The following is a 23,604-nucleotide window of genomic DNA, read 5'->3' on the forward strand; positions in this document are numbered from 1 at the left end:
AAATTTGCCCAACATGAGCCAGTACGCCTGTTTCGTTCTAAAAAAAATTTACACGTCGTTCACTCCAACGTCAATATGAGAAAAGGAACGAACATCGAATAAACCTAAATCCGTTAATTTCAATTCCGGGATAACAGGTAACGCCAAAAAAGATAAAGTTAAAAATGGGTTCCATTTTTCATCAAACCCAATTTTCACTAAAGCCTCTTCTAATGCGCTCAATGATCGGTAAACGGTCGAATAAGATTCAAGTGACATTAATCCTGCCAGAGGTAACGATACATCGGCCAACACTTCCCCTTCTGACACAACAGCAATACCACCTTTTAAATCAGCAACATGTGAGATCGCCCTATATATACTATCGTCATCTGTTCCGCATACAACAATATTGTGTGAATCATGAGCGATTGATGCGGCAATTGCACCATTTTTGATCGGAAAGCCTTTTACAATACCAACTCCTATATGCCCTAATCGATGGTGCCTTTCTGCAACAACAAGCTTTAATTGGTTTTGTTTAACAGATGGAACAAATAGGCCATTTTCCACCGTGACTTCCTCAACCATTGCTTTTGTCACAATTGAACCAGGTGTAACAGTGATCACATTGGCCTTATTGGCTTCTTCAAGTTTTAACTGAAGCGATTCTTTCTTCAATTTCATATGAACACTTTCTAATAAATAGGCTGGAGGTGCTACATACTCTCGGATAGATTGAACAAGCTTCCCATTTTGTGCGACACATTCTCCTTTTACAAACACAGACTGTATCGTTAATTCTTGCAGGTCCTCAATGAATAAAAAGCTCGCTTCGTAGCCTGGTGCTATTGCTCCTTTTTCTGTTAGCTTGAAGCATTCTGCTGCATTGAGGCTGGCCATTTGGATCGCCTGAAGGGGCTCTACACCTAATCGAATGGCTTTACGAATAGAAGCGTCAATACTGCCTTCATCAATTAAATCATCTAAATGCTTGTCATCCGTTGCAAACACACATCTTCTCGCATTAGAGGGGGTTAATATCGGCAATAGTGCCTCAATATCTTTCGCAGCTGTTCCTTCTCTCATTAACACGTACATGCCACGCCGAATACGGTCCAATGCTTCTTCAGCTGTTACGGCTTCATGGTCATTCTCAATTCCAGCTACTCGATATGCATTAATCCCAACTGTATCTAAGCCCGCAGCATGACCATCAATCGGCTTATGACGTTTCTTCGCTGCACTGATCTTTGCAAGCATTTCCTTCTGAGCAGAGAAGACAGAGGGATAGTCCATCACCTCCGCCAATCCATACGCCTCCGTTTCTTGAAATAACGTCTCAACTTCTTCTGCGGTAAGACTCGAACCACTATTTTCAAAGGAGGTAGCAGGAACAGAAGAAGGGACCATCACCTTCACATCAAGTGGAAGCCCCTTTGCAGCGTCAATCATATAACGAACAGCTTCCATTCCACCAACGTTCGCAATTTCATGCGGATCGGCCATCACCGTTGTGACTCCTTTTGGAACAACAATGCGTGCGAATTCCTCAGGTGGAACCATAGCAGATTCGATATGTACATGTCCATCAATAAATGACGGCGAAATATACGCACCTTTTGCATCAATTACTTCATTCCCATCATATTCGCCGATACCAACAATAACGCCATCGGTAATCGCTACATCCGCCTCATATATCGTTAATGTAAAAACGTCAATTATCTTGCCATTCTTAATGACAGTATCTGCTTTCTCAGCCTTTGTTGCTGCTTTTAACCTTGCTTTTATTTTTACACACATTTCGTACACCTCTTTTTAACATCGCTCATATTCTTGAGGAATATCGTATCTTAAATAGCTGAGAAAAGAAAGTCTAAGAATACCTGTTCAGCAGTCTTTTATTAATTCCTCCGTGTTGAGTCGTTACAACGTGGGTGAGCTTTTCTAAAAAGGTTATTCTATCAGAAAGCATGTAACGCGCGCATTCGAAGCATTCCTTTTACAACAGAATGTCACTTTGCATATGTTACAAAAAACAAACGAGGGCACAGGAAAAGTTACAAACCGAACTTTTCCGTGCCCTTATCATCCACCTGTCGTTCTCTTCTCATCTACGCTTCTGCGTTTTCACCGAGTTCCCTTACACGGTCTAATGTCATCTTATATCCATCATTACCATAATTGAGGCAACGTTTCACTCGAGAAATCGTTGCTGTGCTCGCACCTGTTTCAGTTTCAATCTTATGGTATGTGTAGCCATTTTGTAGCATTCTCGCCACTTCTAACCGTTGCGCTAACGATTGAATTTCATTAATCGTGCATAAATCATCAAAGAATTCATAACATTCTTCCAGATCCTTCAATGACAGGATTGCTTTAAATAATTGGTCGAGCTCTTTCCCTCTTAGCTTGTCAATTTGCATTTTTTCACATCCTTCTGACATCCAAACATTAATAAATAATATGTTGATCGATCCCCATCGGAATGACATTCACCCACGTTTGTCCTGGTACGAGTGGAACAACATGACCATCTTTAACAGGTGTAATAATCCCATCTAGGTTTTCCCAATCAACTGATTGTACTTTCCCATGCTGAAACAAGAGAGCTTGTCCACCAGAGTTTAAATCAATCATTCGGCGTCCCTGTTCATCCACAACCTGATGAGACGTTTCGACTACAAATAAATTCTCAATCAACTGTGGCTCCCCTGTTTCATGATCTGCTGTTTGTAGTTCACCGTTTGCTCTTGTATAACCTGATAATTCCACGTTAAATTCGTAATTAATGCGATGACCGCTTGAATATTGAACAACAACACTCTCGGCGTTCTCACCCTCAACTTCATACTCATCATCTAGGCTATAAAACTCGAATGTAGGAACATCACCTGTACGCTCGTACCCTTCTTGTTCGATCCCTTGAAGAATCTGACGAGCTGTAATGTAAGAATTGTGAGGCGCTACACGATCTGATGACCGCTGAAATAACGTACCATCATACTTCATACCACTAATATAATCCAATTCTCTATTGACCGTTAGTCGCTGCTCAGCTTCGGGACTCCAGCCATGAGTAACAAAAATACTATTATAGCCTTTTAATAAATCAATATGGTAAGCTCTAGAGCTACGAATAGGACCAATTTTTTCGGGAAGTATACTATGGTACAACGCAACAAAACGAGTAATATTTCCCTCTGCTAATAATTCATAAACAACATCAGCGTCCACGAGCCCTGTTTGCGGACGAGCTCGTGGATCGTTATTGATCGTTACACCGATTATTCGATCTCCACTTTCTTCCTCTGCTTGTAGCCCAGTTAACGGATAAGTGAATAGCGGAGAAGGTTCTAGTTCTTCTTCAATAGGTTCTTCTACCGAATCTTCAGGTTCTTCATCCGGCAATTTAGTTTCTTCGGTATTCGAACATCCTGCTATCATGATCCCACTTACTAGTAGTACCGTTAGGATTTTCGTTCCTTTCATCTGTCGCACAACCTTTTTCCCTTTAACTTAGTAACGCTTTCCTCTACGTCTAGTTTAACGCATAATCGCAGGAAAGAGTATCGTTTTCTTCTTAACATCATAAATTCCTTGCTGCGTGACTCGAATATACGGCAAATGAGTCGATGAAAAGAAAAGCATACTATAAATTGGATCTTCATACTTATAGCCCCGCTCTCGCAGGAGAGAAACAAATTCCTCCTCCTCTGGAATTAAATCCTCCATTGCTTTCTTTGAGAGCATCCCAAATATTTCGAGCGGAATCCTTCCAATAACTTCACCGCTTTCAACAAGCGCTAATCCCCCGCCTTGTTCCTTCAATGCATTAAATGCGCGAACCATATCAGGCACACTCTTCCCAATAAGTATAATATCACCTGTAACCGTAAATGTACTAGCAAAGCCTTGAACATGTGTAGCAAAGCCTTTAATCATCGTCGTCAACTGCCACTTCCCATATCGGTCAATCATCACAAAGAAACTCTCATCATGACCATTTCTTATCGTAGGATGTGAACCTTCCACAGAGATACGATACGGCTTTAAAATAACGGAGTTAACCATTTCAATTCCCATAGGCATTGAAAAGTGAAGCTCATCCTCCTTTAAGTCCCAATCAATATGAAACGGCTTTGTCTCATATTGATCCCATGAAAATTGATCAAACGTCACACATCTCTTCTTGTCCTTTAACACCCATTGTCCTTTTGCGATGACCGAAATGGGGGTAGGGTGGAATTCATCTTGGATGATATTTAAGTGGGCAATACGTCCAGGAGCAATCATACCAAGCTTATGATCAAGCTGATAATAAACAGCTGGGTTATAACTAGCCATTAAGTATGCATCAATCGGAGTAACTCCACTTTCAATAGCTATCGCAATTAGTTTATCCATTACTCCATCTTTATAAAATGACGGTGGTGAACCATCCGTCGTTAATAAGCAGCGATCAAATCGATCAATACCGATAGCCTTCATTTCTTTTAAAATCCTTGCAAGGTCAGGTCGTATTGACGAATGGCGCAACGATGTGACATAGCCTAAATCTAAACGCCTTACAGCCTCTTCACCTGTCATCGCTTCATGATCAGCCGTAACACCTAATAAAGCCAACTGAGATAAGGTCTTATTTGAAGCTCCTGGTAAGTGTCCCTCAATTCGTTTTCGTAAATGAGTTGTCTCCTGCATCCAATGTAGTGTCGCATCGTCCCCTTCTAACACTTTCGGCCATGCCGTAAGCTCCCCTCCTTGAATGACTAGCGGATGATCCAGCCATTCCTTCATCTTCGAATTCGAGAAGGCATCATCATTTAAAAGCTCAGTCTGAGCATCATAACGTGCCCACCAAAACATTGATACAGGTAGCTCATCTAACTCTTCAATGAACGTAAGCGCTTTCTTTTTTTCGAGATGCAAAAATAACATCATATTGTCGTTAAGTAATGTTGTTGTTCCTGTCATCGCTGCATATTTCGCAAATGTATGGGGATTATACAACTGAAAAGGATGTGCATGATGCTCCATATAGCCAGGCACAATTTTCATATTTTGACAATCCACTATTTCTGTATCGTAAACCATATTTGGTAATTCGTTGCCGACATAGACAATTCGATCATCAGAAACCCAAATGTTACCTCGAACCCATTTTCGCCTTGCTACGTTAAGATAAGTAGCATTCTTGAGAACAAGTGAAGGAGGACGTTCGCCTCTCACTACTTCAAGCTGTTGACGCATTCGTTTCTTTGTCCATCGATATAATCGTTCTGGCATCGTCATCACTACTTTCATTTCTATAAGTCTTTAGCATTACTTTAACATAACTTTCTTAATCAAATAATAAAAGATGTTAAAAATGTTCACGAACTTTCTGTGAAGAATTTGTAAAGGAGCTAACCAACATGAAACCAAACATTTCTTTAATTAATTCACTATGTCGAATTACAGCGGGACTTACCATTCTCGCATGGTCAACAGCTAAATTGACAAAGAGACAGTCATCAGCAGCACCAATACTAATAGCGATGCTAGGCAGTATGAAAGTAGCTGAAGGGATTACACGTTTTTGTCCATTAGTGTACTTGGCAAATCAGAAGACTCACCATGTTGTTGAGGAAAAAAATAGTGATTCTCAACCAACTAGTGATCATTCTACAACACCTTACCAATAGTCATTTCAGTAAACATTTACCTTGTGGGAGGCAAGCACCTCTCATAAGGCATTTCTTGCTATAGTTATTATACTGTATGGATAGGCTTTTTCCTTCTTACATTTATTTTACATAAACAGAAACGTTTGTAACAAACCTGTAAGGAATAATAAAATGCGCTACTATACTCTAGTTGATGGAACCTCATTCCGTTATTTCCGAGGTTATGCTTATTTTGACTGACTTTTCTGAACCTCGTTCCGCTATTTAATCGTTTGAGCTTCACTTTCCTCTTTTTGTTACATATTAGCGGAATGAGGTTCCTCTTGGTAGGCATAAACAGCGTTTTTCACTCATTTAACGGAATGAGGTTCCATTTGGCACATCTTTAATATCGACTGTTTCCATACATAACTTTCATATAATAAGCAACGGCTTCATTCGTTGCTTAAAGGACATCATAAAAAGCAACAACTTATAGTAGTTGTTGCTAAAAGGTATCATAAAATAAATACAAATCGGTCACATTAATACAAAAGGAGTGTGAGACAACATGTTTGATTTTACTGAATTTGCGCTTGATTCCTTATTCGTTTATGCAATGGTTATTGGGACGATTGTCGCCATTATTTATTTTTTTATGAAGAAGCGAGGCGCGAAATAGCACGGTAGCCAATATCAGTACGATAAAATAAGCCTTCTTTTCCTATTAATTCAGCCTGTGCGTACACTCGTTTTTGTGCATCTTGCAAATGAGACTGTCTAGATGCAATGAGAAACACACGCCCACCATTTGTCTTCCAATGACCATCTTCCTTTTTCGTTCCAGCATGGAAGACAAGAATGTCTGATTCAAGCTGATCTAAACCTTCAATGACCGTCCCTTTAGGGTATGAACCTGGGTAGCCTTCCGTCGCAAAGACAACTCCAATGACCGCGTCATCTGACCAATTTAGTTCAGGTTTCTTACCATCAAGCAAGTCGATACAGACCTGAACAAGGTCAGAATCAAGCCTTGGTAGAATGACCTGTGTTTCAGGATCGCCGAAGCGAACATTAAACTCAATCACTTTTGGGCCTGCAGTTGTCATCATTAATCCAGCATACAAGAACCCTGTGAAAGGTGTCCCTTCTGAAATAAGTGCATCTGCCGCTGGCTGTAATACTTTATCAACAGCCTCCTGAACATCTTCTTGTGTAAATTGTGGTACTGGAGAATACGATCCCATACCGCCTGTATTCGGACCTTTATCCCCATCATACGCTCGCTTATGGTCTTGCGCACCGACCATAGGAATCACTGTATCCTGATGAACAAACGCCATTAGAGATAGCTCTTCACCTTCAAGATATTCTTCAATGACGACTTGTGCACTTGCTTCACCGAAGGCTTCATCATTTAACATTGAATCTAATGCTTGAATGGCCTCTTCTTCTGTCATCGCAACAGTCACGCCTTTTCCTGCTGCAAGACCGTCTGCTTTAATGACAATGGGAGCACCTTGTTCTTTCACATAAGCTACTGCTTGTTCATAATTCGTGAATACTTCATATCCACCTGTTGGAATGTTATACTTCTTCATCATTGATTTCGCAAACGATTTGCTACCTTCAAGCAGCGCTGCATCTTTTTTCGGTCCAAATACGCGTAAACCCGCCTCTTCAAATCGATTAACGACACCAGCTAACAAAGGTACTTCAGGACCTACAATCGTAAGCGCAACTTTCTTTTCTTTCGCGAAAGCCACAAGCCCTTCATGGTCATTTTCTGCAACAGCGACAGGTGTCGCTACATCTATCATTCCATCATTACCAGGGGCAACGAAGACTTCCTTAACTTGCTCGCTTTGCGCCGCTTTCCATGCTAATGCATGCTCGCGTCCGCCACTACCAATAATTAGAACGTTCACCGCTTATGCACTCCTTCTTTTGTCTAATGTTTAAAATGACGTACGCCTGTCATAACCATCGCAATGCCATATTTGTTGGCCATATCAATCGATTCTTGATCCTTAATAGAACCGCCAGGCTGAATAACAGCTGTGATGCCTGCTTTACCAGCAAGCTCTACTGTATCCCCCATCGGGAAGAAAGCATCTGACCCCATCACTGCACCTTTAATTCGCTCGTTTGCTTGAGCAATAGCAATATCTGCTGCACCGACACGGTTCATCTGACCTGCTCCTACTCCAACCGTCATTTGTCCATTCGTTAATACGATCGCATTAGATTTCACATGCTTGACAACCTTCCATGCTAGCTTCAACGCTTCCCATTCTTCTTCAGTCGGCTGTCGCTCTGTCACGACTTCAATATTTGCATCTTCAAAGCCATACGTATCCTCATCTTGAACAAGAAGACCTCCATGAATCGATGTGAGCATCGCTTCAGGCTTCGATTGCTTCTTCACATCAACCGTAAGTAAACGTAGATTCTTCTTCGCTGTTAACACATCAATCGCTTCTTGCGTAAAGGAAGGAGCAATAATAATTTCTAAGAAAATCTCCTTCATCTTTAATGCTGTTGCTTGATCAATTTCGCGGTTAGCCGCAACAATTCCACCGAAGATAGAAACAGAATCAGCTTCGTATGCACGATTGTACGCTTCTTCAATCGTTTGACCTGTCCCAACCCCACATGGATTCATATGTTTCACTGCAACAACAGCCGGCTCACTAAATTCCTTAACAATCGCTAACGCCGCATCTGCATCATGAATGTTATTATAGGATAACTCTTTCCCATGAAGCTGCTTTGCACTTGCAATGGAGGCATGATCAGCTAATGGTTTCTTATAGAATGTCGCTTGTTGATGTGGATTTTCACCGTAACGCAATCCTTGCTTACGCTCATATGTAACTGTGAACGTTTCTGGCTCTGTTTCTTCAACTGCATCCGTAAAGTATTCAGCAATTAGCGCATCATAAGCTGCTGTATGGCGGAACACCTTCGCTGCAAGACGACGCTTCGTTTCAACAGTCACAGTATCACCTGATTTCAGCTCAGACAAAACCGTATCATAATCATCAGGATCTACTACAACGGTTACATGCTGATGATTCTTTGCTGCCGCACGAAGCATACTTGGACCACCAATATCAATATTTTCAATTGCATCAGCAAACGTACAATCCGACTTCGCAATCGTTTCTTTAAATGGATATAAATTAACGACTACTAAATCAATTGGTGTAATATTATGCTCTTGCAATTGCTTTTGGTGTTCGTCGAGATCTCTCATCGCTAAAAGACCACTATGAATATTTGGATGTAGTGTTTTCACACGCCCACCTAAAATTTCAGGAAAGTTCGTCACTTCAGAGATTCCAATAACCGGTACCCCTGCATCCTGTAATGCTTTCTTTGTCCCACCCGTTGAAACGACCTCAAACCCTTGATCAACAAGTTGTTGAACAAATTCAACGATTCCGTCTTTATTTGAAACGCTCACTAATGCGCGCTTGCTCATATCTACTCCGCCCCTTCAAATAGAATTACTATCAACTCATTTGTACTCTTTACTTGTAAAAATCTTCTGCAAAGTTTCTGGATATAACGTGTGCTCTATTGCTTGTACCTTTTGACGTAACGTTTCAATTGTATCCATCTCTTCAATGCGAACAGACTCTTGCGCAATAATAGGACCCGAATCCATTCCAGAATCGACATAATGAATCGTAACACCTGTGATTTTCACTTTAGCATCAAACGCCTGACCTATCGCATCCAACCCAGGGAAAGAAGGAAGCAATGAAGGGTGAATGTTCACCATCCGCCCTTCATAGCCTTCTAATAATGTCTCACCAACGAGACGCATATAACCAGCAAGAACAAGAAAGGAAATGTCATACTCCTTTAGCTTAGAAACGATCTCCTGTTCAAATGCCGCTTTGCCATTGTAATCCTTAGGAGTAAAAGCAAACACATCAATGCCGTAAGATTGTGCTCGTTCAACGACCTTCGCACCTGGCTTGTCTGTAACGACGAGAGCAACCTCTGCATCTAATGTTCCCTTTTTTGTTGCTTGAATTATAGCTTCAGCATTACTTCCACTACCTGAAGCGAACACTGCTATTCTCATTCGTTAATGCCTCCGATCGTGACTCCTTCACCCTTTATGACCTTCCCGATTAAGAAAGCATCTTCACCCTGCTCATTCAACAATTCAATGGCACGAGCCGCTTCCTGCTCAGGTACAGCTACTGCCATGCCAATCCCCATATTAAAAGTTGAGAAAAGCTCCTCATCTGTTAACTTACCGTATGATTGGAGGGCATGAAAAATCGGCAATACAGGCCAAGAACCATGATTAATGTGAATTCCTAAGCCGTTAGGAAGCATTCTCGGTACATTTTCATAAAAGCCTCCACCTGTTATATGAGCCATTCCTCGAACATCTATTTCCTTCATACATGCTAGCAATGGTTTGACGTATATCTTTGTTGGTATTAATAATTCCTCACCTAATGATTTTCCTAGTTCATCGATTGTATCTTTAAGTGTAAAGCCATGATCTTGAAGAAAAATTTTGCGAACAAGTGAAAAACCGTTACTATGAACACCACTTGAGGCAAGACCGATGACAGCATTTCCTTCTTCAATCCTATCACCTGAAATCATTTCTTTCTTCTCAACAGCTCCAACGGCAAAGCCAGCAATGTCATAATCATCTTCACTATACATCCCAGGCATTTCTGCCGTTTCACCACCGACGAGAGCGCAGCCCGCTTGTTCACAGCCATCTGCGACTCCCTTTACAATCGCTTCTAAACGCTCTGGAACGGCTTTTCCACATGCAATATAATCAAGGAAGTAAAGAGGTTCTGCCCCTTGAACGACAATGTCATTCACACACATCGCCACAGCGTCAATTCCAATCGTGTCATGCTTATCCATCATAAAAGCAAGCATCAGCTTCGTTCCCACTCCATCTGTACCAGAAACGAGAACAGGCTCCTTTAAGTTTAACGAGGAGAGGTCAAACATTCCTCCAAAGCCTCCAAGTCCACCGATCACACCTTGACGCTTCGTACGATTCACATGGCTTTTCATTCTCTCTACTGCTTCATAGCCAGCTTCTAAGCTGACACCTGCTTTTTTATATGCTTCTGACATCAATTCAGGCTCCCTTCTCTTCTAAACCTTCGCATAAGGATGTAACGTATCCGGATAAATCTCTGTAGGATAGCTCCCTGTGAAACATGCTAAACATTGACCACAATTCGGTGAATCATCCGTACGACCGATCCCTTCCATCAGCCCGTCCGTTGAAAGGAACGCCAAGGAATCAGCTCCCATCATTTCACGCATTTCTTCCATTGAATGATTAGCCGCAATTAATTCACCTGAAGTCGATGTATCAATTCCGTAGAAGCAAGGGTGCTTAATAGGTGGGGAGCTAATTCGTACATGGACTTCAATAGCTCCAGCATCTCTTAGCATATTCACAATTCGCTTACTCGTTGTTCCACGTACAATCGAATCATCAATCATCACGACACGCTTCCCTTCAACAACTCCACGAACAGGGGAAAGCTTCATCTTCACACCTTGCTCACGTAGCTCTTGGGAAGGCTGGATAAACGTTCGACCAACATAACGGTTCTTAATCATCCCTAGTTCATACGGAATCCCAGACTGTTCAGCATATCCAATCGCAGCTGAAATACTAGAGTCTGGCACACCTGTGACAACGTCCGCCTCAACTGGTGACTCCATGGCAAGCTGTTTCCCTAAATTCTTTCTTGATGTATGAACATTAATCTCATCAAGATTACTATCTGGTCGAGCAAAATAAATATATTCCATACTACAAATAGCACGGTTAGATGAACCCGAAAAACGTTGAGATCGTAGACCGTTTTCATCAATGACAATTAACTCACCTGGCTCAACCTCTCGAACATACTCAGCACCGATAATATCAAATGCACACGTTTCAGATGCAACGACATACGCTTCACCTAAGCGCCCGAGAGATAATGGACGTAAGCCATTTGGATCAAGAGCAATCATTAATTGCTGCTCATTCATGACTGCCAACGCATAGGCACCCTTTAGCATCGTTAACGCATTACGAAACTGTTCTTCAAGAGAAGCAAAGCCACTACGCTTAATTAAATGCGCAACAACCTCTGTATCAGAAGTCGATTGAAAAATACTCCCTTGACCTTCTAGCTGGTGCTTCATGCTTGTTGCATTGACAAGATTTCCGTTATGAGCAATCGCAATGCTCCCTGTTTGTGAGCGGAACATAAGAGGCTGCACATTGGCAAAGCCTCCTCCTCCCGCAGTGGCATACCGAACATGACCGATTGCAGCCTGACCACTTAATTCTTTGAAATCATTCGGGCTAAATACGTCATTTACAAGCCCTAGACCTTTGTGAATCGTTAATTGTTCGCCATCTGATACGACGATACCTGCTCCCTCTTGACCGCGATGCTGTAAACTATGAAGACCATAATACGTTAGTTGAGCTGCATCTTTATGTCCCCAAATCGCAAACACACCACATTCTTCATTTAAGCCTTTGATTTCAGCAAACATGGAATGGCTCCTTTCCAAGCCTCGACAATTTCTTCTTGAGTTGCTTCAAGTATCACTTGTTGCTCTTCACCTTTCACCGTTAACACAGCTGTATCTGTTACAACCCCAATCTTAGTACCAGAAACCAATGCTTCGAAGTCTGCTACCTGATCCGGGCTAACCGTAACGACAAATCTAGATTGCGATTCAGCAAATAGCGCAGAAACAGCATCACCTGCTACTACTACATCGGCACCTAACGAACCAGACGTCATACATTCTGCCAACGCAACACTTAGCCCACCTTCAGCCACGTCATGCGCTGATTGAACGAGGCCTTTTTGAATAGCTGTTAATAGCTGATCTTGACGTTGCTTTTCCTCTTCAAGATCAAGCACTGGTGCTTTCCCAGATAACTCACCATCCACTAGCTTTTGTAGCTCACTACCACCAAATTCTGACTTCGTTTCACCTAAAAGATAAATCACATCCCCAGGCTGTTTAAACGCTTGGGTCGTAATATGATCAACATCCTCAACTAGTCCTACCATCCCGATAACAGGTGTTGGGTAAATGGCTACACCGTGCGACTCATTATATAACGAAACGTTTCCACCAATAACAGGTGTTTTTAATACACGACACGCCTCGCTCATTCCATCTGTTGATTTCTCTAATTGCCAGAAGATTTCTGGCTTTTCAGGACTACCATAATTTAAGCCATCTGTTAATCCAAGTGGCTTCGCTCCTGAGCAAATAATATTACGCGCAGCCTCTGCAACGGCAATCTGACCACCTACTTCAGGGTCAAGGTAAATATAACGAGAATTACAATCTGTCGTCATCGCAAGTGCCTTACGAGTACCACGCACACGCAACACTGCTGCATCAGAACCTGGTTCAACAACTGTATTCGTCTGCACCATATAATCATACTGATCGTAAACCCATTCTTTGTTTGCAATCGTTGGCTGCTTCAACAATTGCAGGAATGTTTCTTTCGTATCTTGAATAACAGGTACGTTATTTTCCATCTGTTGAAACTTCTTATAGTACTCTGCCACCTTAGAAGGCTTATGATAAACAGGAGCTTCCTCAGCAAGAGCATCCACTGGCAAGTCTGCAACAACTTCACCTTTATGAAGCAAACGCAGGCGCTTATCGTCAGTCACATGACCAACCTCTGCTGAAAGCAAACCCCAACGGTCAAAGATCTCCTTAATCTCTTGCTCACGACCTTTTTCCACGACAATTAACATACGCTCTTGAGATTCTGAAAGCATCATCTCATAAGGTGTCATTCCTTTTTCACGTTGTGGAATTAAATCTAAATTCATCTCAATTCCAGAGCCTGCTTTACTTGCCATCTCTGCAGATGAAGACGTTAAGCCTGCAGCTCCCATGTCTTGAATACCTACCAACGCATCATTTTGAATGAGCTCTAGACACGCTTCAAGCAATAGCTTTTCCATAAACGGATCGCCAACTTGAACCGCAGGACGCTTCTCATCGGCATCTTCTCCAAGCTCCTCAGAGGCGAAGGTTGCACCGTGAATACCATCACGCCCCGTACTAGCACCTACATACATGACGGTATTACCAACACCTTTTGCTTGACCTTTTTGAATATCTTTATGATCAATTAAACCGACACACATTGCATTAACAAGTGGATTTGCTTCATAGCATGGATCGAATTGGATCTCTCCACCAACAGTTGGAACACCCATACAATTACCGTATCCAGCAATTCCTGCAACAACTTCCTCAAATAAATATTTCACACGTTCTGATTCAAGCTCACCAAAGCGTAATGAATTCAATAATGCAATCGGACGCGCTCCCATTGAGAAGACGTCACGCAAAATCCCACCAACACCAGTAGCAGCCCCTTGAAATGGCTCAATCGCTGATGGATGATTATGACTTTCTACCTTAAACACAACCGCCTGTCCATCACCGATATCAATAATTCCCGCACCTTCTCCAGGCCCTTGCAACACTTGCTCTCCTTCAGTTGGGAATTTCTTTAAGACGACTTTGGAATTTTTATAACTACAATGCTCCGACCACATAACAGAGAAAATGCCCGTTTCCGTATAATTCGGGGTACGTCCAAGAATACCCTCAACCATCGCAAATTCCTCATCCGTAAGACCCATTCCACGGTATAGCTTTTCCTCTTTCACACGCTCAGCTGTTGGTTCAAGAAGTAGTGACATGAGATTCCCTCCAATTTTTCACAATCGATTGAAAAAGTCTTAATCCATCTTCACGGCCAAGCAATGCTTCAACCGCTCGTTCTGGGTGTGGCATCATTCCTAATACGTTACCACCTTCGTTTACAATTCCAGCAATGTTCGCTTTCGATCCGTTAATCGGCTGCTCATAACGGAATACGACTTGCTTCTGCTCTTCAAGCTTCGTTAACGTTTCCTCATCACACTCATAGTTCCCTTCACCATGTGCGACAGGAATGTTAATAACCTCACCTTGCCCATAATTAGAAGTAAATTTCGTCTCATTATTTTCAACGACCAAATTCGTAGGTCGACAAATAAATTTCAGTCCATCATTACGCTTCATCGCCCCTGGTAACAGACCGACTTCAAGAAGCACTTGGAAGCCATTACATACGCCTAATACTGGCTTTCCTGCCTCGGCAAAAGCGACAACCTCATCCATAATCGGTGCAAAGCGAGCAATTGCCCCAGAACGGAGATAGTCACCATAAGAGAAACCTCCTGGTAGCAATACGCCATCAAAGCCTTCAAGTGACGTCTCATCGTAACGGACATATTCTACTTCTTCGCCAATACCATCACGAATCGCGTGATACATATCAGAATCACAATTTGATCCTGGGAAGACAATCACTGCAAATTTCATGAAGTAACACCCTCCTCGATTTCGTAGCGATAGTCTTCAATAACAGTATTCGCAAGTAATTTTGAACACATTTCATCTATTCGTTTCTCAACATCAGATGTATCTGCTAATGTCAATTCCATGTACTTACCAATTCTCACTTCTTCTACTTCCTTGTAGCCTTTCGTGTGAAGGGCACGCTTCACTGCTCCTCCTTGTGGATCAAGAACACTTTCTCTTAACGTAACGTATACTTTTACTTTGTACATGATGCGCCTCCTAAGCGTGATAAGATTTCTTCATATCCTTCTTGTAAACTCCCAATATTTCGTCTAAATAAATCTTTATCAAATCGTTGATTCGTCTCTTTATCCCACAGCCTACAAGTATCAGGAGAAATTTCATCAGCTAGTAAAATGTCTCCCTCTTTCGTACGACCGAACTCTAGCTTAAAATCAACTAAACGAACATTTAACGTATCAAACAGTGCGATTAAGTGCTCATTAACTTCTTGTCCCTTTTCACGTAGAACGAGTAAATCTTCCGGTTTCGCAACATCTAAAATGGCAATATGATCCTCTGTTACGAGTGGATCACCTAAATCATCATCCTTATAGTAAAATTCCACTATTGGCTTTTGTAGCTGTGTCCCCTCTTCGATTCCAAGACGCTTTGATAAGCTTCCTGCTACGACATTTCGGACAACAACTTCAAGGGGAATAATCTCTACTTCCTTCACGAGCTGCTCTGTTTCAGAGAGACGTTTAATGAAATGGCTTTCTACACCATTTTTTTGTAAATAATCAAAGATCAACGTCGTAATTTCGTTATTTAAACGCGCCTTCCCAGCTAATGTTTCCTTTTTCTCTCCATTGAATGCAGTTGCTGCATCCTTATACTCAATCCAAAGCTCAGCAGGCTTGTCGGTCTTGTAGATCTTCTTCGCTTTTCCTTCGTAAAGCAAGTCGCCTTTTTTCATGAGATCGAACCTCCGAATTTATTAGTCTTCTAAACCTACTCTTCTAAAGATCGTATCAACATGCTTCATATGATGTTCATAGTTAAAGCATTCTTCAATTTCAGCAGGTGATAGTACACTCGTAATGCGCTCCTCCGATTCGATTAGCTCACGGAATTGAACACCCTTCTCCCACGCTTCCATCGCTTTCGGCTGAACAAGGTCATATGCTTCTTCACGTACCATTCCTTTATTAATCAGGGTGAGCAGAACACGCTGTGAGTAAGTTAACCCATACGTCCGTGTCATATTACGCTTCATGTTATCAGGGAATACAGTCAAGTTTTTCACGATATTTCCGAAACGGTTTAGCATATAATTCAACGCAATTGTCGCATCAGGTAAAATGATTCGTTCAGCAGATGAATGAGAAATATCACGCTCATGCCATAACGGTACATTTTCATATGCCGTTAACATATGTCCACGAACAACTCTTGCAAGACCTGTCATATTTTCTGAGCCGATCGGATTACGCTTATGTGGCATAGCTGACGAGCCTTTTTGTCCTTTTGCAAAGAATTCCTCTACCTCACGCGTTTCACTCTTTTGTAAACCGCGAATTTCTACTGCGAACTTCTCAATTGATGTCGCAATTAAAGCAAGTGCTCCCATATATTCGGCGTGACGATCACGTTGCAGAGTTTGTGTGGATATAGGCGCTGCTTGAAGTCCTAGCTTTTTGCAAACAAACTCCTCAATTGCAGGATCAATATTCGCAAATGTGCCAACAGCTCCTGATAATTTACCTACGCGCACGCCTTCTGCTGCATGCTTAAAACGCTCTAGGTTACGTTTCATTTCTTCATACCAAAGGGCAAGCTTCAATCCGAACGTTGTCGGCTCAGCATGAACGCCATGAGTACGACCCATCATAATCGTAAATTTATGCTCAAGTGCTTTGTTTTTCAAAATATTAATAAACCGTTCGATGTCGGCAAGTAAAATGTCATTAGCCTGCCTTAATAAATAGGAAAGAGCCGTATCAACCACATCAGTTGACGTTAAGCCGTAATGAACCCACTTTCGCTCTTCACCTAACGTTTCAGAAACCGCACGGGTAAATGCGACAACGTCATGACGAGTTTCTTCTTCAATCTCAAGTATCCTGTTCACATCAAAGCTAGCATTTTCTCTAATTTTCTGCACATCTTCCTTTGGAATCTCTCCAAGCTCAGCCCATGCCTCACATGCAACAATTTCAACTTCAAGCCACGCTTGATAACGATTTTCCTCAGTCCAGATTGATCCCATTTCAGGTCGCGTATAACGTTCGATCATAGGTTCATAGCCTCCACATATTTATATTTATCAGTTCAGAATACCTCTAAGAAAAACACGTAACGAGCGAATCCAACGCTCTTCATTAAATTTCTCCGACAGCTATTCCGGTTCTTCTCACGCAGTCTGCCTAGAATTTATACTTTCTTATCTTTTTAACAAACCTCGTTACTCCTTCATAACACGCTCAAGCTGTCTTTCTGCTTCTTCTAATGATTCTGCTGTCACTGTTAGATGACCCATCTTCCGCTTTTCCTTTGCTTCAAACTTCCCATATAAATGGAGCTTTGCTTCGTTCAGATTAGGCAACCCCTTCATAACCATGTCAACATGCTCCCCAAGGATGTTCTCCATAATGACAGGTCGTAATAAATCAGTTGAACCAAGTGGCAATCCGCAGACAGCACGTATATGCTGCTCAAACTGTGATGTCACACAAGCCTCAATAGAATAATGACCAGAATTATGTGGTCTAGGCGCTAATTCGTTGACATATAATCTGCCATCCTCAAGCATGAAAAGCTCCACCGCCAATGTCCCAACGACATTTAACTCCGTCACAAGTGTCAGAGCAATTCGCTTTGCTTCTTCAATCACCTGATCATTCACTCGTGCTGGTACGTATGAACGGTGTAATATGTTATCCTTATGGTCATTCTCCGCTACTGGAAAGACAGCTGTTTCTCCATTTCTAGACCGTGTTACGATCACTGAAAGCTCAAGAGAAAATGGAATCCACGCTTCAAGAACACATTCTGATTGTTTCAATAGCTCACTTGCTGCTTCTGTTAATTGTTTCTTATCTCTCACAACTCGTTGACCTTTTCCGTCGTATCCACCACGACAGGTTTTTAAAACAGCAGGAAATCCGATCTCCTCTATAGCACCTTCTGTATCCTCAATCGAATGTATGGCATGAAAAGGGGCAACAGGAATGCCTACCGATTGAATCGTTTCCTTTTCTAATAGACGATGCTGAGTAAACCGTAATACGTCTGCTCCTTGAGGGAAATCTGCCTCCTCCGTAAGCCATGTTGCCGTTTCACTATCAATATTTTCAAATTCATACGTAATGACATCTGAGATCTTGGCAAGCTTCTTCGCTGCCTCACGATCATCATATGGTGCCTCTATGACATAGTCAGCGACCTGCCCACAGGGCGAATCCTGACCTGGTTCCAAAACAGCAATGCGATAACCCATTTGCTTAGCTGCAATCGCCATCATTCGGCCAAGCTGTCCCCCACCAATAATACCAATCGTTTGTCCTGGTTTGATCATTCGCTTCATAGTTGTTCACTGCTTTCAATGACAGCTTGTCTCGTCTTCTCTCGACGTTCTTCTAAGCGCTTGTGTACCTCTGGTTGAAAGGCTCCTAATAATTGCGCTGCAAGTAAACCCGCATTTGTCGCGCCGGCTTTTCCTATAGCAACCGTTGCTACTGGAACTCCACCCGGCATTTGAACGATCGATAATAAGGAATCAAGCCCCTGTAACGCTCTTGATTGTACAGGCACGCCAATAACAGGCAACGTCGTCTTCGCCGCAACCATACCTGGAAGGTGAGCAGCTCCTCCTGCGCCTGCTATAATGACTTTTATCCCTCGTTCTCTTGCCTGTTCTGCATATTCAAACATTAAATCCGGTGTCCGGTGAGCCGAAACAACTTTTTTCTCATAGACCACCTTTAACTCATCTAACACGTCACATGCCGCTTTCATTGTATCCCAATCAGATGTACTTCCCATTATGACGCCCACTTCTGGATTCACGTTTTATTCGCCCCTTTTCCTTCTGAGATGTTTTCATGAATAATCACTTTTTTAGAGGCTGTTCAAAAAAGGCTATTTTCCCCTTTTCGAATGACCTCTAAGCAATGAGCGTAGTCGCTACATCTTTTAAAAGTCTTGTGGTGAGCGGTTTTCTGACCAGAAGACACGTAGCGAACGGAGCCATCGCCATGTTTTTGGTGATTTTTCAACATGCTCTTTTAAAAAATCATAGAAAAAAGCATAGAAAAAGCTTACTTTATCACTCTATATTCGAGAGAAAGGAAGCAACTTCTACGCTTTCATAGTTCCAAAGTGCAACGACCTTTCCTCATAGTCCAGTCATTTACGGTAACTGGGTAGAAACTTTTGGACCCTATCTCCAATGATATATGAGGTTTATTTCGCTTTTATTCAATCATCTAGCTACATCTTACAAGGAACTGCTCATTATGTCAATAAAATGTCGAACATTAAGAAAACCATTTCCTGCTATTGTTCGTTTTCTGTCAAAACCCCTTCAAACACAATCTTCTGACGAATTGGTACGTATTCTTTCGTTGTTCGCTCAGTTCGTTCTTCAAATATCGGCTTCTCTAACCTTCTCATCGGCTGATAGCCTTCCTTTTTCATACGATCTAAGCATTGCTCTATTGTTTCTCCTTCTTCAACTTCAAATTTCTTCTTACGTTGTTTTGTCAATACAAGTCCATTCCTTCCTAATATATGAATTGTTCAATAGCTTATCATTAATAAGGTAGAATGAAAAGATGTACTAATAAGGACACCGAAAAGTTAAAACCAAACTTTATCAATGCCATTTTAGATACTCATTTATCAGCTTTTGGCACAAATCGCTTTTTATGTGTAAATTGTACGTCATAATCTGTCGCCTCACGTAAGGCCTTCTCCTCTTCTTTAATCCGAATCGATAACACCCATCCATTAAGAATGGTAAAGACTACGGCCGTTACATATGCTTGAAACATTAGAGGAAGCATGAGCAGCTCTGTGATGACGATTACATAATTAGGATGGCGAATAAATTGATAAGGTCCCTTGACCTTCACCTTTGCACCTGGTAAAACGATAATTCTCGTATTCCAAAAGCGCCCTAATGAGGACAAAGCCCACCCTCTACATACTTGTGCTATCATGAAGAAACTAAAAGGAATAATCGACCATACGAAAAATTGCGGAGATCTTACAGTGACCTCGAGCAAAAGTGAGACAAAGAACATCACATGTACGATTACAATGTAAACATAATGCTCCCCGCCTACTTCATAGCCTCCTTGCCCTTTCATCCATCGTTCATTGTTCTTAGCAATGATAACTTCTATTACACGTTGGGCGATAATAAAGAAAATGAATAGGTATACAATCATCCTTCCTTCATCCCTCCCCATTGCATAAGTACCATCTCGGAGCAAAATCCTGGGCCTAGTGAAGCCATCAATCCATATTCCCCTTCTTGGTGGTCCTTCATCATTATTTTTTCAAGCACATATAAAACAGTTGGCGAAGACATATTACCATGCTTCCTTAAAACGTCTTTAGACTCTGTCAATAACGCTTCATTAATATGTAAACTTTCCATATAAGCATCTAGTACTTTTTTTCCACCAGGATGAGCAATAAACTCCGAAATATTTCCTATCTTCAAACCTACTTTGTCCAAAAAAGAGACGACTGTTGGCTGTAGCCATTGACGAATAATAGCTGGAATACTTCTCGAAAACACAACGTGTAAACCAGAATCCTTCACAGCCCACCCCATCACATCTTCAGAATGCGGCATTAATGTTGATTCGGTTGAGACGACAAAAGGGGACCGTTTTTGATTAAGGTCACTCCCCACACTTGAGTCATCACCACAAATCAACGCACATGCAATACCATCAGCAAATAAGGACGTTCCAACGAGATTGCTTTTTGATCGATCCTTCCTTTGAAACGTTAAGCTACAGAGCTCGACGCATACGACAAGAACATTTTGGTCAGGAAAAGCACGGCAATACTCATACGCTCGACTCACACCTGCCGTTCCTCCCGCACAACCTAAGCCCCATAACGGAATTCGTTTCGTATGTGGAGAAAAAGGCAGATGATTCATAATTCTCGCATCCAAACTAGGGGTAGACATTCCGGAACTCGTGACACAAACAATCGCATCAATCCGCTTATACTCAATCGTTCTTTTTAAGAAAAAGGGTTGATTTAAGCATTTTTCAATGGCCTTAACTGAATATTGGGTCGCAAGTTCTATATAGAGATCATTTCGTTCCTTTAATGAGTGTTCCTTTTGAAACCATTCAATTGGAACGGCAAATTGACGCTGATCGATTTGTCCATTTTGAAAAACAGTCAACAAACGCTCGATATCTTGATAATCTTCTTGAAATAATTCACGCGCAAATTCAGTCGTCGTATCTTGGTTTAATGTATATTCAGGCTCTAATCGACTAACAGAAGCAATAAATGGCATATTTCCACTCCTAGAAAAAATAGATAAAGGTAGTATCACCTAGTAGCTGGTAAAATATTCATTAAGTAAACCTCTAAAATATTCTTGTTTGATTCTCTTCATTTCGGGAAAAGTATCAAAAACGAATGATTCGAAAGGAGAGTCCTATGGGTTCGATGTTATACGGCAATACACCACCTTTTCTAGGTGCAGAAATTGCAAATGAGCATTCTTTTAAAGATGCAGATGTCCTTATTTATGGTGTTCCTTGGGAAGGGGCAGTTACGTGGGGAGATTATACAGGCTGCGAACTAGGTCCAAAGGTGATGCGCTTATGCTCTGCTCGATACAGTGGCTACTTGCCTGAATTAGATGATATTGACGTGTTTGAGCATTTATCGTTAGCTGACCTTGGTGATGTTGACGTTGTACCTGCTAATGTGGAAGAAACGATGAATCGGATTGAAACATTTGCCTCACGTATATGGAAAACGAATAAATTCCCACTAGCTCTAGGTGGGGACCATGGCATTACGTATCCTATTGTAAGAGCATTGACTGAAACAACGAACAAAAAGGTAGGTATTATCCATTTAGATGCCCATTATGATAATATGCCCCACCATGAGGGGGATCAATATGCTCGCTCAACCCCTTTTGCTAGGTTGTATGAGCTTGATGGTGTAGTAAATGAAAGCTTGATCCATACCGGTATTCACGGACCAAGAAATAAACCTGAGAGTGGTCGGTTCGCCAAAGAAGCTGGCGCAAAAACGTTTACCATTAATCACATCCGTGAAGTACCTAACATAAGAGAACTTGCTGAATCGATCTATGAACTAGCAAGCCAGAATACGGATATTGTTTATTTAAGTGTATGTAGTGACGTGCTTGATTTCGCTTTTAATCCAGGAGGACCCGTTGATGGAAATGGGCTAACCTCTTATGAACTTCTTACACTTATTTATGAATTTACGAAACGGGGAATTATCGGAATGGATTTTGTAGAAGTCTATCCACAGCAAGACCCCACTGATGTATCTTCACATTTTGCATCCACGATTGCATTGTATGCACTTGCCGGACATATTAGGAGTAAAGAAAATAGCTAGTGACAAAATGCCTTTGAGAAAAAAGTCTCAAAGGCATTTTTACGTTATTTCCTCTATTTTCTGTTGGTGACACTGGAGGGTGGGTGTTTCCCCAGTGCCAGTTGGCTAACTTTTTAAGGTCATGGTAGAAAAAACAAGCATCGCCTGCATTGATTTTTTTCCAACCCTTTCAGATTGGTCCAACGTAAACCATTCTTTTGTTTGAGGTTCATAAACCATTCGTCTCACAGGGGGACATGTTGCTTTTCTTGATGCTTCTTCACGGCAATCCATCCGCTCTTTCACAGATGATGCTGTTCCTTCCGGAATAGTGCTCTTCTGCACCTTGAGCACTCCCATTTGTCCACATAAAAAAAGCACAACCCTATCGGATTGTACTTGTTCGCCCGGCAACGTCCTACTCTCACAGGGGGAAGCCCCCAACTACCATCGGCGCAGAAGAGCTTAACGACCGTGTTCGGCATGGGAACGGGTGTGACCTCTTCGCTATCACCACCGGACTTTTGAACATCAGATAACCGTCGACCTTCGTCAGCTGCATCGTTCATGTCCTCACGTATTCCTCATACGCTCCGGGCATTCCCTCTTTGCTTCCTCGAATGTCTTGGTTCTCTTTATTCACTATATGGTTGAAAGAAAGATTCCTTCAAAACTAGATCATGAATAGGAAACACGTCAGAATTTCTTGGATAAGTCCTCGACCGATTAGTATCTGTCAGCTCCACGTGTCGCCACGCTTCCACACCAGACCTATCAACCTCATCATCTCTAAGGGGTCTTACTGGATTCACTCCATGGGAAATCTCATCTTGAGGGGGGCTTCATGCTTAGATGCTTTCAGCACTTATCCCGTCCACACGTAGCTACCCAGCGATGCTCCTGGCGGAACAACTGGTACACCAGCGGTGTGTCCATC

At 41.9% G+C, this 23,604-nt stretch carries 22 protein-coding genes, 2 rRNA genes, 1 pseudogene and 1 riboswitch; of the genes and pseudogenes, 3 read left to right on the forward strand and 22 right to left on the reverse strand.

Annotated features, from left to right (window positions below; all coding sequences use genetic code 11):
- Positions 1–48 precede the first annotated feature (48 nt).
- The 4 genes from ade to MW695_RS13310 all read right to left on the reverse strand — a co-directional run bounded on the left by ade (position 49) and on the right by MW695_RS13310 (position 5,268).
- Entirely contained in the window at positions 49–1,785 is a 1,737-nt protein-coding gene (ade, locus tag MW695_RS13295) for an adenine deaminase (RefSeq protein WP_247105839.1), read from the reverse strand.
- A 311-nt stretch (positions 1,786–2,096) separates the two neighbouring features.
- The gene (locus tag MW695_RS13300) at positions 2,097–2,408 is read right to left on the reverse strand and encodes a YerC/YecD family TrpR-related protein (RefSeq protein WP_247105840.1); all 312 of its coding nucleotides are present in this window, start codon (positions 2,406–2,408) and stop codon (positions 2,097–2,099) included.
- A 28-nt stretch (positions 2,409–2,436) separates the two neighbouring features.
- Positions 2,437–3,474, reverse strand: a complete 1,038-nt coding sequence (locus MW695_RS13305) for a DUF3048 domain-containing protein (protein WP_247105841.1) — start codon at positions 3,472–3,474, stop codon at positions 2,437–2,439.
- 54 nt (positions 3,475–3,528) lie between these two features.
- Positions 3,529–5,268 (reverse strand): adenine deaminase C-terminal domain-containing protein, encoded by a 1,740-nt coding sequence (locus tag MW695_RS13310; protein WP_247105867.1) that lies wholly within the window; start codon positions 5,266–5,268, stop codon positions 3,529–3,531.
- Between the two features lie 128 nt (positions 5,269–5,396).
- On the opposite strand from MW695_RS13310, the gene MW695_RS13315 reads away from it, so the two are divergent.
- Entirely contained in the window at positions 5,397–5,666 is a 270-nt protein-coding gene (locus tag MW695_RS13315; protein ID WP_247105842.1) for a YgaP family membrane protein, read from the forward strand.
- A gap of 532 nt (positions 5,667–6,198) precedes the next feature.
- On the forward strand, positions 6,199–6,309 hold the full coding sequence (locus MW695_RS23090; RefSeq protein WP_368859659.1) for an EYxxD motif small membrane protein: 111 nt from the start codon (positions 6,199–6,201) through the stop codon (positions 6,307–6,309).
- Here MW695_RS23090 and purD read toward each other — a convergent pair.
- From purD to MW695_RS13390, 15 genes are all read right to left on the reverse strand, one after another.
- Complete coding sequence (gene purD / locus MW695_RS13320) at positions 6,284–7,555, reverse strand: phosphoribosylamine--glycine ligase (RefSeq protein ID WP_247105843.1); 1,272 nt, start codon at positions 7,553–7,555, stop codon at positions 6,284–6,286. The two genes, MW695_RS23090 and purD, sit on opposite strands and share 26 nt — an antisense overlap.
- 23 nt (positions 7,556–7,578) lie before the next feature.
- Entirely contained in the window at positions 7,579–9,114 is a 1,536-nt protein-coding gene (purH, locus tag MW695_RS13325; RefSeq protein ID WP_247105844.1) for a bifunctional phosphoribosylaminoimidazolecarboxamide formyltransferase/IMP cyclohydrolase, read from the reverse strand.
- A 36-nt stretch (positions 9,115–9,150) separates the two neighbouring features.
- Positions 9,151–9,726: a phosphoribosylglycinamide formyltransferase gene (purN, locus tag MW695_RS13330; protein ID WP_247105845.1), complete on the reverse strand. Its 576-nt coding sequence runs from the start codon at positions 9,724–9,726 to the stop codon at positions 9,151–9,153.
- The gene (purM, locus tag MW695_RS13335; protein WP_247105846.1) at positions 9,723–10,760 is read right to left on the reverse strand and encodes a phosphoribosylformylglycinamidine cyclo-ligase; all 1,038 of its coding nucleotides are present in this window, start codon (positions 10,758–10,760) and stop codon (positions 9,723–9,725) included. The genes purN and purM overlap by 4 nt, the downstream gene beginning before the upstream one ends.
- 21 nt (positions 10,761–10,781) lie before the next feature.
- Entirely contained in the window at positions 10,782–12,194 is a 1,413-nt protein-coding gene (gene purF / locus MW695_RS13340) for an amidophosphoribosyltransferase (protein ID WP_247105847.1), read from the reverse strand.
- Positions 12,170–14,395 carry a phosphoribosylformylglycinamidine synthase subunit PurL gene (gene purL, locus MW695_RS13345; protein ID WP_247105848.1) on the reverse strand — a complete coding sequence of 742 codons (2,226 nt, stop codon included), beginning with the start codon at positions 14,393–14,395 and terminating at the stop codon, positions 12,170–12,172. The genes purF and purL overlap by 25 nt, the downstream gene beginning before the upstream one ends.
- Complete coding sequence (gene purQ, locus MW695_RS13350) at positions 14,379–15,062, reverse strand: phosphoribosylformylglycinamidine synthase subunit PurQ (protein ID WP_247105849.1); 684 nt, start codon at positions 15,060–15,062, stop codon at positions 14,379–14,381. The genes purL and purQ overlap by 17 nt, the downstream gene beginning before the upstream one ends.
- Positions 15,059–15,310 (reverse strand): phosphoribosylformylglycinamidine synthase subunit PurS, encoded by a 252-nt coding sequence (gene purS / locus MW695_RS13355; RefSeq protein WP_247105850.1) that lies wholly within the window; start codon positions 15,308–15,310, stop codon positions 15,059–15,061. The genes purQ and purS overlap by 4 nt, the downstream gene beginning before the upstream one ends.
- Positions 15,298–16,020 (reverse strand): phosphoribosylaminoimidazolesuccinocarboxamide synthase, encoded by a 723-nt coding sequence (gene purC, locus MW695_RS13360; RefSeq protein ID WP_247105851.1) that lies wholly within the window; start codon positions 16,018–16,020, stop codon positions 15,298–15,300. Before purC ends, purS begins: the two co-directional genes overlap by 13 nt.
- Before the next feature lie 21 nt (positions 16,021–16,041).
- A complete protein-coding gene (gene purB, locus MW695_RS13365) occupies positions 16,042–17,340 on the reverse strand; it encodes an adenylosuccinate lyase (protein WP_247105852.1) in 1,299 nt (432 codons plus the stop codon).
- Between the two features lie 168 nt (positions 17,341–17,508).
- Complete coding sequence (gene purK, locus MW695_RS13370) at positions 17,509–18,630, reverse strand: 5-(carboxyamino)imidazole ribonucleotide synthase (RefSeq protein WP_247105853.1); 1,122 nt, start codon at positions 18,628–18,630, stop codon at positions 17,509–17,511.
- On the reverse strand, positions 18,627–19,112 hold the full coding sequence (purE, locus tag MW695_RS13375) for a 5-(carboxyamino)imidazole ribonucleotide mutase (RefSeq protein WP_247105854.1): 486 nt from the start codon (positions 19,110–19,112) through the stop codon (positions 18,627–18,629). Before purE ends, purK begins: the two co-directional genes overlap by 4 nt.
- Positions 19,113–19,423: 311 nt before the next feature.
- A riboswitch (purine riboswitch) is annotated at positions 19,424–19,525 on the reverse strand.
- A 76-nt stretch (positions 19,526–19,601) separates the two neighbouring features.
- Positions 19,602–19,811 carry an NETI motif-containing protein gene (locus MW695_RS13380; protein ID WP_247105855.1) on the reverse strand — a complete coding sequence of 70 codons (210 nt, stop codon included), beginning with the start codon at positions 19,809–19,811 and terminating at the stop codon, positions 19,602–19,604.
- Between the two features lie 128 nt (positions 19,812–19,939).
- Positions 19,940–20,497: an isoprenylcysteine carboxyl methyltransferase family protein gene (locus MW695_RS13385; RefSeq protein WP_247105856.1), complete on the reverse strand. Its 558-nt coding sequence runs from the start codon at positions 20,495–20,497 to the stop codon at positions 19,940–19,942.
- Positions 20,494–21,597 carry a type III polyketide synthase gene (locus tag MW695_RS13390; protein WP_247105857.1) on the reverse strand — a complete coding sequence of 368 codons (1,104 nt, stop codon included), beginning with the start codon at positions 21,595–21,597 and terminating at the stop codon, positions 20,494–20,496. The genes MW695_RS13385 and MW695_RS13390 overlap by 4 nt, the downstream gene beginning before the upstream one ends.
- Positions 21,598–21,743: 146 nt before the next feature.
- Between MW695_RS13390 and MW695_RS13395 the strand changes: the two genes are divergently transcribed.
- Positions 21,744–22,688, forward strand: a complete 945-nt coding sequence (locus MW695_RS13395; RefSeq protein WP_247105858.1) for an agmatinase family protein — start codon at positions 21,744–21,746, stop codon at positions 22,686–22,688.
- Here the strand turns inward: MW695_RS13395 and MW695_RS23215 are convergent.
- From MW695_RS23215 to MW695_RS13410, 3 genes and pseudogenes are all read right to left on the reverse strand, one after another.
- Positions 22,685–22,903, reverse strand: a pseudogene (locus tag MW695_RS23215) (IS5/IS1182 family transposase); the annotation flags it as partial. The gene MW695_RS13395 and the pseudogene MW695_RS23215 overlap by 4 nt on opposite strands.
- A 169-nt stretch (positions 22,904–23,072) precedes the next feature.
- A 5S ribosomal RNA gene (rrf, locus tag MW695_RS13405) occupies positions 23,073–23,188 on the reverse strand.
- 185 nt (positions 23,189–23,373) lie between these two features.
- A 23S ribosomal RNA gene (locus MW695_RS13410) occupies positions 23,374–23,604 on the reverse strand; the annotation flags it as partial.

It is taken from the genome of Halalkalibacter sp. APA_J-10(15) (assembly GCF_023017105.1).
GTDB lineage: Bacteria > Bacillota > Bacilli > Bacillales > Bacillaceae_D > Halalkalibacter.

Bases quoted from the DNA above. Each gene is read 5' to 3' on its own strand.
- purH (WP_247105844.1), bottom strand. From the start codon at position 9,114: ATGAGCAAGCGCGCATTAGTGAGCGTTTCAAATAAAGACGGAATCGTT.
- MW695_RS23090 (WP_368859659.1), top strand. From the start codon at position 6,199: ATGTTTGATTTTACTGAATTTGCGCTTGATTCCTTATTCGTTTATGCA.
- ade (WP_247105839.1), bottom strand. From the start codon at position 1,785: ATGTGTGTAAAAATAAAAGCAAGGTTAAAAGCAGCAACAAAGGCTGAG.
- purC (WP_247105851.1), bottom strand. From the start codon at position 16,020: ATGAAAAAAGGCGACTTGCTTTACGAAGGAAAAGCGAAGAAGATCTAC.
- purF (WP_247105847.1), bottom strand. From the start codon at position 12,194: ATGTTTGCTGAAATCAAAGGCTTAAATGAAGAATGTGGTGTGTTTGCG.
- purB (WP_247105852.1), bottom strand. From the start codon at position 17,340: ATGATCGAACGTTATACGCGACCTGAAATGGGATCAATCTGGACTGAG.
- purM (WP_247105846.1), bottom strand. From the start codon at position 10,760: ATGTCAGAAGCATATAAAAAAGCAGGTGTCAGCTTAGAAGCTGGCTAT.
- MW695_RS13315 (WP_247105842.1), top strand. From the start codon at position 5,397: ATGAAACCAAACATTTCTTTAATTAATTCACTATGTCGAATTACAGCG.
- MW695_RS13300 (WP_247105840.1), bottom strand. From the start codon at position 2,408: ATGCAAATTGACAAGCTAAGAGGGAAAGAGCTCGACCAATTATTTAAA.
- MW695_RS13305 (WP_247105841.1), bottom strand. From the start codon at position 3,474: ATGAAAGGAACGAAAATCCTAACGGTACTACTAGTAAGTGGGATCATG.
- MW695_RS13310 (WP_247105867.1), bottom strand. From the start codon at position 5,268: ATGCCAGAACGATTATATCGATGGACAAAGAAACGAATGCGTCAACAG.
- MW695_RS13395 (WP_247105858.1), top strand. From the start codon at position 21,744: ATGGGTTCGATGTTATACGGCAATACACCACCTTTTCTAGGTGCAGAA.
- purK (WP_247105853.1), bottom strand. From the start codon at position 18,630: ATGAAGCGAATGATCAAACCAGGACAAACGATTGGTATTATTGGTGGG.
- purN (WP_247105845.1), bottom strand. From the start codon at position 9,726: ATGAGAATAGCAGTGTTCGCTTCAGGTAGTGGAAGTAATGCTGAAGCT.
- purQ (WP_247105849.1), bottom strand. From the start codon at position 15,062: ATGAAATTTGCAGTGATTGTCTTCCCAGGATCAAATTGTGATTCTGAT.
- MW695_RS13390 (WP_247105857.1), bottom strand. From the start codon at position 21,597: ATGCCATTTATTGCTTCTGTTAGTCGATTAGAGCCTGAATATACATTA.
- purL (WP_247105848.1), bottom strand. From the start codon at position 14,395: ATGTCACTACTTCTTGAACCAACAGCTGAGCGTGTGAAAGAGGAAAAG.
- purS (WP_247105850.1), bottom strand. From the start codon at position 15,310: ATGTACAAAGTAAAAGTATACGTTACGTTAAGAGAAAGTGTTCTTGAT.
- MW695_RS13385 (WP_247105856.1), bottom strand. From the start codon at position 20,497: ATGATTGTATACCTATTCATTTTCTTTATTATCGCCCAACGTGTAATA.